The organism is Variovorax sp. GW821-FHT06D12, assembly GCF_059419205.1.
The window spans coordinates 20,877-33,421 of sequence record NZ_JBWKRI010000008.1; the positions used below are offsets into that span (position 1 = coordinate 20,877).

At 68.7% G+C, this 12,545-nt stretch carries 11 protein-coding genes; 6 read left to right on the forward strand and 5 right to left on the reverse strand.

Going from position 1 to position 12,545, the window contains the following annotated elements; genetic code table 11:
• Nucleotides 1–79: 79 nt before the first annotated feature.
• From AC07SQ_RS23255 to AC07SQ_RS23265, 3 genes are all read left to right on the forward strand, one after another.
• Nucleotides 80–493 (forward strand): FKBP-type peptidyl-prolyl cis-trans isomerase, encoded by a 414-nt coding sequence (locus AC07SQ_RS23255; protein WP_159272246.1) that lies wholly within the window; start codon nucleotides 80–82, stop codon nucleotides 491–493.
• 285 nt (nucleotides 494–778) lie between these two features.
• Nucleotides 779–1,273 (forward strand): pentapeptide repeat-containing protein, encoded by a 495-nt coding sequence (locus AC07SQ_RS23260; RefSeq protein ID WP_095744888.1) that lies wholly within the window; start codon nucleotides 779–781, stop codon nucleotides 1,271–1,273.
• 9 nt (nucleotides 1,274–1,282) lie between these two features.
• Nucleotides 1,283–1,750 carry a hypothetical protein gene (locus tag AC07SQ_RS23265; protein WP_157627356.1) on the forward strand — a complete coding sequence of 156 codons (468 nt, stop codon included), beginning with the start codon at nucleotides 1,283–1,285 and terminating at the stop codon, nucleotides 1,748–1,750.
• 168 nt (nucleotides 1,751–1,918) lie between these two features.
• Here AC07SQ_RS23265 and AC07SQ_RS23270 read toward each other — a convergent pair whose 3' ends face one another.
• Entirely contained in the window at nucleotides 1,919–3,517 is a 1,599-nt protein-coding gene (locus AC07SQ_RS23270) for an OpgD/OpgG family glucan biosynthesis protein (RefSeq protein ID WP_070059360.1), read from the reverse strand.
• Nucleotides 3,518–3,755: 238 nt separating this feature from the next.
• Between AC07SQ_RS23270 and AC07SQ_RS23275 the strand changes: the two genes are divergently transcribed.
• Nucleotides 3,756–4,508 carry an alpha/beta fold hydrolase gene (locus AC07SQ_RS23275; protein ID WP_495273032.1) on the forward strand — a complete coding sequence of 251 codons (753 nt, stop codon included), beginning with the start codon at nucleotides 3,756–3,758 and terminating at the stop codon, nucleotides 4,506–4,508.
• Here the strand turns inward: AC07SQ_RS23275 and AC07SQ_RS23280 are convergent.
• The 3 genes from AC07SQ_RS23280 to AC07SQ_RS23290 form a co-directional block, all read right to left on the reverse strand.
• A complete protein-coding gene (locus tag AC07SQ_RS23280; RefSeq protein WP_495273033.1) occupies nucleotides 4,501–5,544 on the reverse strand; it encodes an RNA methyltransferase in 1,044 nt (347 codons plus the stop codon). The two genes, AC07SQ_RS23275 and AC07SQ_RS23280, sit on opposite strands and share 8 nt — an antisense overlap.
• 148 nt (nucleotides 5,545–5,692) lie before the next feature.
• Complete coding sequence (locus AC07SQ_RS23285) at nucleotides 5,693–8,890, reverse strand: hypothetical protein (protein ID WP_495273034.1); 3,198 nt, start codon at nucleotides 8,888–8,890, stop codon at nucleotides 5,693–5,695.
• Between the two features lie 220 nt (nucleotides 8,891–9,110).
• Entirely contained in the window at nucleotides 9,111–9,497 is a 387-nt protein-coding gene (locus AC07SQ_RS23290) for a DUF4259 domain-containing protein (protein ID WP_495273035.1), read from the reverse strand.
• A 330-nt stretch (nucleotides 9,498–9,827) separates the two neighbouring features.
• Between AC07SQ_RS23290 and AC07SQ_RS23295 the strand changes: the two genes are divergently transcribed.
• Entirely contained in the window at nucleotides 9,828–10,829 is a 1,002-nt protein-coding gene (locus tag AC07SQ_RS23295; protein ID WP_495273036.1) for a hypothetical protein, read from the forward strand.
• A gap of 44 nt (nucleotides 10,830–10,873) precedes the next feature.
• The gene (locus AC07SQ_RS23300; protein WP_495273037.1) at nucleotides 10,874–11,674 is read left to right on the forward strand and encodes a DUF1266 domain-containing protein; all 801 of its coding nucleotides are present in this window, start codon (nucleotides 10,874–10,876) and stop codon (nucleotides 11,672–11,674) included.
• Nucleotides 11,675–11,681: 7 nt separating this feature from the next.
• Here AC07SQ_RS23300 and AC07SQ_RS23305 read toward each other — a convergent pair whose 3' ends face one another.
• A complete protein-coding gene (locus tag AC07SQ_RS23305; RefSeq protein ID WP_495273038.1) occupies nucleotides 11,682–12,512 on the reverse strand; it encodes a class I SAM-dependent methyltransferase in 831 nt (276 codons plus the stop codon).
• Between the last annotated feature and the right edge of the window lie 33 nt (nucleotides 12,513–12,545).

Consider the following 12,545-nt stretch of genomic DNA (forward strand, 5'->3'; position numbering starts at 1 on the left):
TTCCATCGGATACATCGGCGTACAGGGGCTTCACGGGGGCTGTCCATAATCGGCAGCTTTTCAACCACCGAGGTGTTTCGTGAAGTCATTTTTCTGTGCCGCGCTCGTGTCCGTCTTTGCTATCCCCGCAGCCTTTGCGCAATCCGCCGCCGTGACCACGCCCAGCGGCCTGATCTACCAGTCGCTCAAGGAAGGCACCGGCGCATCGCCCGCCGCCACCGACGTGGTCAAGGTGCACTACCGCGGCACCTTCCCTGACAGCGGCAAGGAGTTCGACAGCTCGTACAAGCGCGGCGAACCCACCGAGTTCCCGCTCAACGGCGTGATCCCGTGCTGGACGGAAGGCGTGCAGAAGATGAAGCCGGGCGGCAAGGCCAAGCTGACCTGCCCGGCGTCGATTGCTTATGGTGCGCGCGGTGCGGGCAACGGCCTGATTCCGCCGAATGCGACGCTGAATTTCGAAGTCGAGCTGGTGTCGGTCACGAAGAAGTAGTGGTCGCGGCCGGTTGGAGCCGGCTTGGGCAATGGGCGGTGCGTGCAGTCCATCACGCTGCTCGCCACGCAATAGTTGCCCGATTCTTTCCCCCTGTTTTTGCGCACATGGGCCTCCCACAATCCGCCGCCTGACTCCTGATCCACAGGAGCGGCTTCTGGGAGGAACACATGTCCGCATTCCGTGCTGCGCCAACGCGCACGCTTCATAGCAATGGCACCGCCACTCTGATGTTTCTGGGCCGCGTGGTGCCCTCATGTGCAGTCGGATTTTTCGAGGTGCACCATGAGCGCTAAACAAATCATCGAGGACCACGACAAATGGCGAAAGGGCGCAGGCGGTGCGCCGGCGGGTCTTTCCGGTCAGAGCGACGGCAATGCCTACGCTGGCCTCGACCTGAATCTGGTCACTTTCTCGTCGAGCGCTTTCAGCGGCAGCAGCTTCACATCGACCACTTTTCAAGACGCTGTCTGGAGCATGTGCCAGTTCAGCGGCTGTTCCTTCAGTCAGTGCGACATGCAGCGGATCGCGATCAGTGGATGCACCTTCGTCGATTGCACTTTCAGCGCGTCGCAGCTCAAGGCCAGCACGCTCCGCGATTGCACCTTCACCCGTTGCAACTGGACCGCACTCAATTTCGATGCGAGCCAGTGGTCGCGCTTGAAGTTGCTCGAATGCCGAGGCACGCAGGTGAGTGCGACCAACCTGCAGGGCGAGCAGGTCGACTTCACGGGCAGTCAGTTCGAAGACATGCAACTGACCAACGCGCGAATCAACTGAGGCTGCAATATGTTGTGGCTTCCTTTTTCGATCATCGGCGCGTTCATTGGCGGATGTGTTGGTCTCACCATATGCGGAGATTGTGCGCACAGTGCGGGTGACGCGATTGGTGCCGTTCTCGGTATTTTCTATATGGCTGTCGGCGCGCTCGCCGGCCTGATTGTTGGATGCATCGGTGGTCTCATTTTTTCGGCACGGGCCAAGAAGGCCCATCTGTCTTCCGTCGAGAGCCAATCAGCTATCGATAGTGCCGACAAGTGGTTTGACGGAGGCTCACCGTGTCCGTATTCGGGTCTTTGGGTCGCGCGGGTGGACGACAGCCATGCGCTGGCCGACGCATTCAACATTTGGAATCGAACCGCCTGGGTGCTCAAGGGAGACCGATTTCCTCATCCGTCGACCATGTTGGCTGGCGTAGTCGTTGCAGACATCCGGTGGAAGTGTCTGGACGGGGCATCGGATCGCCCGAGGATGTAAGCGTGTCTGATCTCGCCATTGGGCATCCGTAGCACTGCGAATCAACGAACTCTGGCTTCGCTTCCGAGGCTGAGGCAGGTCACTGCCCACAGCATCGACCCTTGTCAGATCTCGAAATTTGGCTGCTGCGGATGCCCCGCGGCCTGCCTTGCCGTCCGGGGCTCCCACTCACCCCGGCTGATACTGATACAGCCAGGTCTCCGTCAACGTCTGATCCCCGTTCTTCAGATACAGCCGCATGTCGACAGGCTCCGTGCCCTCGGGCGTGAAGTCGAACTGTGCGCGCCAGTGGCCCGGCACGCCGTTGGGCACGGCTTCAGCGAAGACGTAGGAGAACTTGCCGCGCGGCGCGGTGAGCACCAGTTCGGGCTTGACGCCGAAGGGCACGGTGGTGAGTGGCTGCCCGATGAACTCCACCATGAACTTGCGCACGCCCTGCGGCCGTGGCTGGCCGGGCTGGCCGCCGCGGCCGATGCGGGTGGCGACGCAGCGTGCGAGCGGTGACGGAAAGGGCTCCTGGTCGGTCCAGTGCAGCCGGTATTGCAGGCTGTAGCTCGCGCCGGCTTTTGCATCGGCCTTGGGCACCCAGAAGGCGACGGTGTTGTCGTGGATCTCGTCGTCGGTCGGAATCTCGATGAGTTGCACCGAGCCTTCGCCCCAATCGCCCAGCGGTTCGATCCACAGGCTCGGGCGCTTCTCGTAGTTGACGCCGTCCTGGTAGTGATCGAAGTTGCGGTCGCGCTGCAGCAGGCCGAAGCCGCGCGGCCTTGTGTCGGCGAACGCGGAGGCGCGGGTCTGTGTGGGGTTGTTGAGTGGGCGCCAGATGCGCTCGCCCGCGCCGTTCCAGATCGCGAGGCCGTCGGAGTCGTGCACCTCGGGGCGCCAGTCGATGGCGGTGGGCTTGATGGTTTCCGAGTACCAGTACATCGACGTGAGCGGCACCAGGCCCAGGCGCGACACGTCGCGGCGCAGGAACACGCGCGCATCGATGTCCATGATCACGGCCTTGCCGCGCTGCATGACGAACTTGAACACGCCCGTGACGCTCGGCCCCTCGAGCAGGGCGTAGACGGTCATCGAGGTGGTGTTGCCCGCGGCCGGCGTCTCGAAATAGAAGCGCGTGAAGTTCGGAAACTCCTCGGGCTTGTCGGGCACCGCCACGTCGAGCGCGATGCCGCGCGCCGACAGGCCGTACTGGTAGAGCTCGCCGATGGCGCGGAAGTACGAGGCGCCGAGAAAGGCGACCCAGTCGTTCTTCTGCCAGTCGAGCTTGCCCTGGTCGCCCAGGCGGCTTTCCTGCAGGCGAAAGCCCGCGAAGCCGGCGCCTTCGGGCAGTGCGCGCGCGGGGCTGTCAGGGGGCATCGAGAAGTACGTCGGGCTGTAGAGCACCTCGCGCGCAAAGCTGTCGCCGCCGGCGGTCTCCAGCACGTGCATGCGCACCGGCGTCTGGAAGAAGCGGCCGAGGTGAAAGAAGGTGACGGGAAAGGCGCCGGGCCCGTCGCGGAAGAGGGCGTTGGCGGGGTCGAAGCGGATCTTGCCGTGCGCGTCGTAGTCGATGCGCTCCAGCACCTGCGGCGCCAGCGGCGCGGCGGCGGTGTAGGGGCGGGCTGCGAGGCGCTTGGCCTGCGCGACGAGCGCATCGAAGGAGAAGGGCGCCGGCTGGCTCAGTTGCAGGCCGTTGGCGGCCAGCGCCTCTTCGGGCAGTCCCAGGGCGGCGAGTGCGGCGGCGGCACTGCCGGCGGCGAGGAAGGATCGGCGATCAAGCATGTGTTCTTGAGGGGCGGCGAAAGCCTTTGGAGGAGAAGGGAAAAGAGAAGCGTCGGGGAGACGGGGAAAAACAACGCCAAGCATGCCCCGGACCACAGGGTACGGCGCGTCAGCCATTCCGCGCAAACGGGGCCGGACAAGGCCCCGCGCTGTCTTGCGGCAGCGGGTGCCGATCGGGCCCTTTTCGGGGCGTCGCCGGGTATTCTCGCGCCATCGAAAGTGCCAGGAGACAAAGGACATGTACACGGAACAAGGCGGCGAAGGCGCGGACCTGCTGGTGCTGCTGCATGGCATGGGCGCGACAGGCGCGGTGTGGGCGCCGCTGTGCGCGCAGGCCGGTGCGCGCTGGCGCGGTCGCTGGCTTGCGCTCGACCTGCCCGGGCACGGCGCATCGGACCGGCAGGCCTCCTACGCCATCGGCCAGCACGCCGCCACCGTGGCGCGTGCGGTGCTGCCGCATCTGCAGCCTGAAGGCCGGCTCGTGGTGCTCGGCCATTCGCTGGGCGGGGTGATCGGCCTGGCGCTCGCGACGGGATGGTTCGGCGTCGCGCCGCACGCGGTGTTCGCGGCGGGCATCAAGGTCGCATGGAGCGATGAAGAAGTCCGCCGCATGGAGACGCTGGCGACGCAGCCTACCAAGCGTTTCGCGACGAAAGAAGAGGCAGTTGACCGCTACCTGAAGGTCTCCGGCCTGGCCGCGATCGCCGACGCGACGGCGCCCGTCGTGGCGCGCGGCGTGACGCAAGAGGACGAGGGATGGCGCCTGGCCATGGACCCGCGCGCCAATGCCGTGGGTAAGCCGCCGCTGTCCGAACTCGTCGGACTGGCGCGCTGCCCGATTCACCTCGGCCAGGGCCGCCACGATGCGCTGGTCACCCTCGAGCAGACCCGTTCCCTCGACCCCGACGCCCGCGACCTGGGCCCGCATGGCCACAACGTGATGGTCGAGGCGCCCGGCGCGGTGTGGGACTGGATGGCCTCGCTCAGCTGAGCCGCTCGTCGGCGCGGCGGATCGGCACCGTCACCCGCACCTCGGCCGCGCGCGCCCGCAGCTGGCCGCAGCCGCCGTCGACGTCCTGGCCGGCCGAGTAGCGCAGCTTCGTGAGGATGCCGCGTTCGTGCAGCGTGCGGGCCATCTGCTCGCAGCGCTCGCGCGACGGGCGTCCGAAGGCCACGCCGTCCACCGTGTTGAACGGGATCATGTTCAGCACGCCGTACTTGCCCGACAGCAACCGCACGATGCCCTCGACTTCCTCGGGCCCGTCGTTCACGCCTTCGAGCAGCGTCCACTGGTACTGGATCGGGTAGCCGGTGGCGCGGGCATAGCGCTCGCCTGCCTCGATGAGGGCTTCGGGTGTCAGGTTCGGCGCGCGCGGCAGGAGCTTCTTGCGCAGCTCGGCATTGGTCGTGTGCAGCGAGAGCGCCAGCGCGGGCCGCACGCGCGCCTGCAGCAGCCGCTCGAACACGCGCGGATCGCCGACGGTGGAGAACACCAGGTTCTTGTGGCCGATGTTGCCCACGGTGCCGAGCAATTCGATGGCCTCGATCACGTTGTCCAGGTTGTGTGCCGGTTCGCCCATGCCCATGAACCCCACCTTGCGCACCGGCCGGCGCAGGCGCGCGAGCGCCACCTGGGCAATGATTTCGGCGCTTTCGACCTGGCGCAGCAGGCCGTCGCGGCCCGTCATGCAGAACTGGCACCCGACGGCGCAGCCGACCTGCGACGACACGCACAGGCCGTCGCGCGGCAGCAGCACGCTTTCCACCGTCTGGCCATCGGCCAGCGCGACGAGCAGCCGCTCGGAGCCGTCGGCACCGGGATGAACCGCGTGGATGCGTGCCAGGCCCGCCAGTTCGGCCTCGATGGCCGGCAGGGCGTCCATCAGCGACGACGGGAAGAAGGTGGCCGGCAGGCGCCTGCCGCTGTTGCGCGGCAGCGCATGCGACCACAGCCGCAGGATGCGCTGCTCGTGGCTGGGGCCGGCCCCGGCCTCGCGGAGTCGTCGTTTCAGTTCGTGGATTCGCATGCGCGGCGTGGGGCAAAGGGGCTCGGGGGAGCGCCGATTGTGCACGGCGGGCATGCGAAGGCGCGGCGCGCCGGGGCGGGCGCCGCGCCTGCGGTGCGTGAGAAAGCGTGTGAAGGGGAGGGCCGTTGCCGGCCGCTCCCGCCTTCGATCAGCCCAGCAGGCCGTGCAGGATGTTCGTCACGGGCGCCAGCGCGGAGCCTGTGCCGCTGTGGTCGAGCAGGCTGGTGATCGGGGCCACGACCTCGCACACCAGCGGCGTGACCGCGTGCTCGACGGTGTTCACCACCTCCGCGACCACCGGGGCGACCGCCGAGCTGGCACCGGCCAGGATGTCGGCCGCGGGCACCGCGGCGCCGGATGCGGCTTGCGTGGCCCCGGCCGCGACCGGTGCCGCGGCATCGCTTGCATGGCCGAGCACCGACGACACCGGCTCCAGGATGTCCGCGACGGGGCTCTTGCCTCCGAGCAGGCCGCCGAGCAGGCTGCCCACGAGGCCGTCTTCGCCGACGATGCCGCCGAGCAAGCCGCCTTCGCCGCCACCGAGGACGCCGCCCAGCAGGCCGTCGTCACCGAGCACGCCGCCAAGCAGACCACCGTCGCCGCCGAGAACGCCACCCAGCAGGCCGTCGTCACCGAGCACGCCGCCAAGCAGACCACCGTCGCCGCCGAGAACGCCACCCAGGAGGCCGTCGTCACCGAGCACGCCGCCGAGCAAACCGCCGTCCCCGCCAAGGACGCCGCCCAGCAGGCCGTCGTCACCCAGCACACCGCCGAGCAGACCACCGTCACCACCGAGGACACCGCCCAGCAGGCCATCGTCACCCAGCACGCCGCCAAGCAGACCACCGTCACCACCGAGGACGCCACCCAGGAGGCCGTCGTCGCCGAGCACGCCGCCGAGCAAACCGCCGTCTCCGCCGAGGACGCCACCCAGCAGGCCATCGTCGCCCAGCAATCCACCGAGCAGACCGCCGTCACCACCAAGGACACCGCCCAGCAAGCCGTCGTCACCCAGCACGCCGCCAAGCAATCCGCCGTCGCCGCCGCCGAGCAGGCTGCCCAGCAGGCCTTCGTCACCCAGCAAGCCGCCGAGCAGGCCTCCCTCGCCGCCGAGGACACCACCCAGCAGGCCGTCGTCACCGAGCACACCGCCGAGCAGGCCACCGTCGCCACCGAGGACGCCGCCCAAGAGGCCGTCGTCGCCGAGTAAGCCACCCAGCAGGCCGCCGTCACCGCCGAGCAGCCCGCCCAACAAGCCATCGTCACCCAGCACACCGCCGAGCAGGCCGCCGCCGTCGCCGCCAAGGACGCCATTCAACAGGCCGCCGACCGGGCCTTCGGCACCGAGGATGCCGTCGTCGGCCAGCACACCGCCCAGCAGGCCGTCGTCACCGAGGACGCCACCCAGGAGCCCGTCATCGCCCAAGAGGCCGCTGAGCAAGCCGTCTTCGCCGCCGAGCAGGCCGGCCAGCGGGGTGGCGTTCAGCAGGGAGCCGACCGCACCATCGGGGCCGAGCAGGCTGTCCACGAGCCCGTCGCCACCGAGCAGTCCGCCGGTGAGGCCTTCGCTGCCGAGCAGGCCGGACAGGGCGCCGTCGCCGCCGAGCACGCCGCCCAGGATGCCTTCGTCGCCGAGGAGGCCGTTGACCAGGCCGTCGTCGCCCAGCACGCCGCCAAGCAGGCCGCCCTCGCCGCCGAGGAGGCCACCCAGCAGGCCATCGTCGCCCAGCACGCCGCCGAGCAAGCCGCCTTCGCCACCGAGGACACCGCCCAGCAAGCCGTCGTCGCCCAGCACGCCGCCGAGCAGACCTCCATCGCCACCGAGCAAGCCGCCTAGCAGGCCGTTGTCACCCAGCACACCACCGAGCAAGCCGCCTTCACCGCCGAGGACACCACCCAGCAGTCCGTCATCGCCCAGCACACCGCCGAGCAGGCCCCCGTCGCCACCGAGCAGACCGCCCAGCAAGCCGCCATCGCCCAGCACGCCGCCGAGCAGCCCGTCATCGCCCAGCAACTGCCCGATCAACCCGTCTTCGCCGAGCACGCTGCCCAGCAGGCTGCCGTCACCCAGCAGCCCCTCGAGCACCTGGCCGACGACACCGTCCGTGCCGAGCAGGTCGTCCACGAGGCCGTCCAGGCCCAGCGGGGTGGTGATGCCGCCGAGCAGGCCTTCGCTGCCCAGCACGTTCTCCAGCGCATTGCCCAGCGCGTCGGTCAGGTAGTCGACCTGGCCGATCAGCGAGCCGACGAGAGCGTCGGTCAGGCCATCGCCGAGCAGGCCGTCGACCACGGGGGTCAGCACGCCGCCCACGTGAACGGCAATGTTTTCGACCGCGTTGTCCACCGGTTCGAACTCGTTGGGATCGTTGGGCTTGAACTCCTCGCCGGTCACCGGCGAGAGCAGGTCGTCGACGAGGTCGGTGAGGCCGTCGGCCACCGGCATCAGCGAGGCCAGCGTGCCCGACGAGCCGGAGGCGCTGCGCACGTTGGTCGCACCGCCGCCCAGGCCGAGCGCGTTGTCGAGGGCGCCCAGCAGGTGCCCGGCGAGGCCGTCGCCCGGATCGAGCAGGTGGTCTGCGTCGGCATCGGCATCCGCGTCCGAATCGGCGTCTGCATCAGCGTCGGCGTCTGCATCCGAATCCGCGTCGGCGTCCGAATCGGCATCGGCATCGGCGTCTGCATCCGAGTCGGCGTCGGCGTCGGCGTCTGCATCGGCATCCGAATCGGCATCCGCGTCGCTGTCGCCGATGCCCGAGACGAACAGCGGGAACCCGCCGCCGTCGCCGCCGCCACCGCCGCTCAGCGCGGCGCCCAGGCCGATGGCGCCCAGCGCGCCGAGTGCGAATTCGCCCAGGCCGATGCCGCTGCCGGCCGCGGTCTTCTTGCTCACGGCGAGCGCCGCGGCTTCCGCGTCGCTGTCGGGCGAGGTGACATCGAGGTTGCCGGCGGCCACGTCGACGTTCACCTGTTCGAGGCCGCTGGACAGCTTGGTCGAGGTGATGGTGGCGTCGGTGCCGCCCGCGAACACACCGGCCAGCGGCGCCTTGTTGGTGGCCGAGCCGGGGAAGAGCACGTTGGCCTGCCCGCCGTCGGGCACGATCACGCGGTCGCCGGCGATGAGGGTCTGGTTGCCGTCCACCGGCATGCGAAATCCGTCGCGCATGACGACCGTGCCGGGCGTGGCGTTGGACAGGGTGCCCAGGCTGGTCGGCCCGGCGGGCGCGGCCATGGGGGCGCTCGAGGCGACAGGGCCCAGGGGGGTGACGCTGGCCTGTGCAAGCACCACGGGGGCGCCGCTTTCGGCGGCGGCGGGGATCGAAGCGATCGGCGATACGGTGGTGGTCATGCGGCCTCCTCGTCAAATAAATGACTACAGAGGGCAACATGCGTGCCGCCTTCGACTTCAGCCGTCAGCGACGGGCCGAAAACGCCGTATCTCGTTGATTCGAAACGATTTTTGCGTGAATGACCTTGTCAGGCTCGCGGTGCAAAACGGGCAGCTGTCGCCACTCGTTACGTAACACGGCGCGCGCTTTGGCCGGAACGCCGGGCGCGTTCAGCGCGGTTCAGCCGCGCAGCCGGACCTGCAGGCTCTTCAGGTTGGCGAGCCACGCGAGGTAGTCCTCGTCGTCCTCGCCCAGCTCGGCCCAGGTGTCGTGCCCGTCCGCATCGGGGTCGTCGAGGATGGCCTGCAGCGCGTCGGCGGCGGCATGGCGCAGGTCGGCGGGCGGCGCGGCCTTGCCGGCGCACCAGGCGACGGCGTCCGGGTGTGCATCGGCGCTGCCGTGTCCGGCGAGCAGTGCCAGCACTTCGGCCGCGGCGACGGTGCCTTCGGTCGAACCTGAATCCAGCGTCTCGCGGATGAAGGCGAGCGCGTCATCGGCTTCCTGCAATTCAGCCAGCCAATCGAGTGCCTCGTCGTTGCCGAAGCCTGCTGTCGACCATGTACCCATTCGTTTGACTCCCGTGTGTGGCGTGTCGCGGTGCGGCCACGGTTTGAAGATGCGGTGATGCTAGCGGCGCGAATCTCGTGATCGCGCGGCCTCGCAGAATTCGTCAGAATGCCAGGCGACGCTTCCCAGTAGCATGGCCGCGCTCCTGACATGGGGGCGCGTGATCATCCAGTCCGTGAGCCGCCGGGGAACACTTCCCTTGGGCCGGCGTTGCGGCGGTGTCCTTCCAGGACACGCCGCGGTCACGGCCGATCTGCCGTGCATGGCCCACGGAAGCAGATGCCGGGCCGCTTACCCATTCACAACCACGGTTTCAGGGAGAGATTCAGCATGTCATTCGTTTTTTCGTCGTTCACCGATCACCTGGGCGCGTTGCCGCCCGAACGCGCGCGCCACGGCGATGCCTTGCGCGCACGCGTGCAGCAACAGGTGCAGGCACCGTTGCATGCCGACCTGTCGGCCTTTGCCTTCCTGCCCGACCAGGCAGACCACCCCGACCACGAAGACGCACCGCAGGTGTTCGCGCAGGCGGTCGAGCAGATGTACCTGCCCAAGCCGTGGCTGGGCGACGAGATTCCGCTCTTCTTCCTGGGCTACCACGCGATGAACCGGCTCAGCGGCAAGCGCACCTCGCAAGGCCTGCTGCTGACCGACCAGGCCGTGTACGTGCAGGACGACTTCACCGTGCTGTCGGCCGCACCGCCACCGGCGCAGGGCCATGCCTTGCCGGCGCGCGCCGACGATGCACCTTCGTTCGTCTCGACGCTGCTCGCGCGCTTCAAGGCGTGGAAAGACTGGTCCGGCGTGGCCGACGCGCCCGAGCCGGTGCTGCTCAAGCGCTGCGGCGAACTGCTGGCACCGACGGTCGCGGCGGTGCTCGCGTACCACGCGGAAAACGGCAGCCAGCGGCAGGCGCAGCAGCGCGTCTGGACGCTGGCCGAGCTGGTGGCCGACTACGGCGCCGTCGACACCTTGCTCGACCCCGCGAACCCGAAGCTCGCCAAGAAGCTGGGCAAGGTGACCGACAAGTTCCAGATTCCCGCGGGCGAGACCTTGCAGTTCGCGCTGGCCGACTTCCCGTTGTTCGGCGGCCCCTACGGCGTGGCGCTCACCGCGCAGGCGCTGTACGGCAAGGACCTGATGGAGTCGCCGCTGCGCATCGCGCTGGAGCGGGTGGAGGTGCGCGCGTTGCAGATCGGAGAGAAGGGCGACCAGCTGCTGACCGGCTCGACCCCGCCGATGGCGCTGCCCGCGCACATGAAGGAATCGCTGCGCGCACCCTTCCTTGCGTTCCTGCAGCAGGAGATCGCGCGCCTGCAATCGAAGGCCTGATCGATCCACCCGCGCGCCATTCAACAAATTTCGGAGGAGTTTTCATGGGGTTCAAGGACACGCTCGCGCACGCGATGCTCGACAACGACAAGCTCAAGTTCGACACCGCCGCGCCCGCGCTTTCCGCGCAGGAGCAATGGCTGGTCACGCTGAGCACGCCGCTGTCGGCCTTCAACGGCGACTGCGTGAACGCGGTGCTCACCGGCAAGGACAACGACACCCTGCGCGAAGGCATCGCGCAGGTGTGGAACGTGAGCGATCGCGCGAGCTTCGAGCAGACCGCGCGCTGGCTGACCGAGGAAGGGCAGCGCGCGAAGTACCTGCCGGCCTGGAAGGCCATCGGCGCGATCGATGCGGCGGTGCAGTCCACGCCCGGCGTGCTGCGCCTGGTCATGGACGCGTGGTTTCCCGCGTTCTTCCAGATCAAGGCGCGCGAGCACCTGGACATGCGGGCGCTGTCCGCGCAGACCGGGCACTCGAGCGCCGAGCTGAGCCAGCTGATGACGGGCAGCCAGAGCTGGGTCCAGGCCCTGCGCAAGCACTTCGGCGTGGCGCCGGACCAGCTGACGAACCTGGTGGCCTGGGACGCGGTGCGCCTGGCCAGCCTGTCGCGCTGGGCGGTGCAGCTGGGCTACATCGAACGCGCGGAGTTCGCGGACTTTGCGTGCGGCCTGGCATCGCAGGTGCGTGCGGCCTATGCCAACTGGTCGCAGGTGAGCGCCGCCTACATCGCGGCGGGCCTGATCTGGCAGTACTCCGACGCGCGCGAAGAGCATCTGCTGCGCACCAACCGCCTGCTGCTGAGCGACACGCGCAGCCCGTGGCGCAACGTGCCTTTCGCCTGAAGAGGTCCTAGTCCTTCGCCCTCAGCGCGTACACCGCATAGATCGGCACGCCCAGGAAGAACAGCACCATCGGCGCGAACAGCGTGTAGGGCCAGCCGATGCCTTCCATCACTCGGTAGGTGCCGTCCAGGTGCAGGCGCGGATGGGGCTGCGTGAGGTCTTCGTACCGGCGCAGGCCCCACTGGAACTCCGCACCGGTCGCTCGCACCGAAGGATGCTGGCGCGCGCGGCCCACGGCCAGCCAGCACATTGCGTCGAAGGCCAGCACCGAACCCGCAGGCGCGCGCTCGCCGAAGGTGGTGAACACCGCGTTCACCTGCTCGGGCGTGAGGTACATCAGCACGCCCTCGGTGAACAGGAAGACCGGCTGCGCCTGGCGCTTGCGCGGCAGGCCGAGCTGCTCCCACCAGCCGGGCGCGGTGAGGTCGAGTTCGCGCAGGTCGTGGCGCGGATGCGTTTCGGGCAGCAGTTCGCGGCGCAGGGCCAGCACCTCGGGCAGGTCGGCGTCGGTCATGCGCGACTTGCCGTCGTCCAGCCATTGGAAGTAGTGGCTCAGGCCGCAGCCCATGTTCACGATGCGCGCGCCCGGGTGCAGCTTGAGGAAGTCCTGCGCCAGGCTGCGAAAGCGCCGCGTGCGCGCGAGGATGCCGTAGATGGTCGTGCGGTCGTCGGGCAGGGCGTGGTCGTCGTCGCGGATCTGCTCGAGGATGCCGGCGGCGTAGGCGTCGCGCACGGCCATCTGCGGAAACAGCGCATCGCCCGAAGCCCGCGCGGCCAGCGGAATCCGCAAGGTGGACGGCACGGCCGAGAGCTTGCGCGCGGATTTGCCGGTGGTCATGAATGCGGGGGCAGGGCCATGCACAAAGTCTGG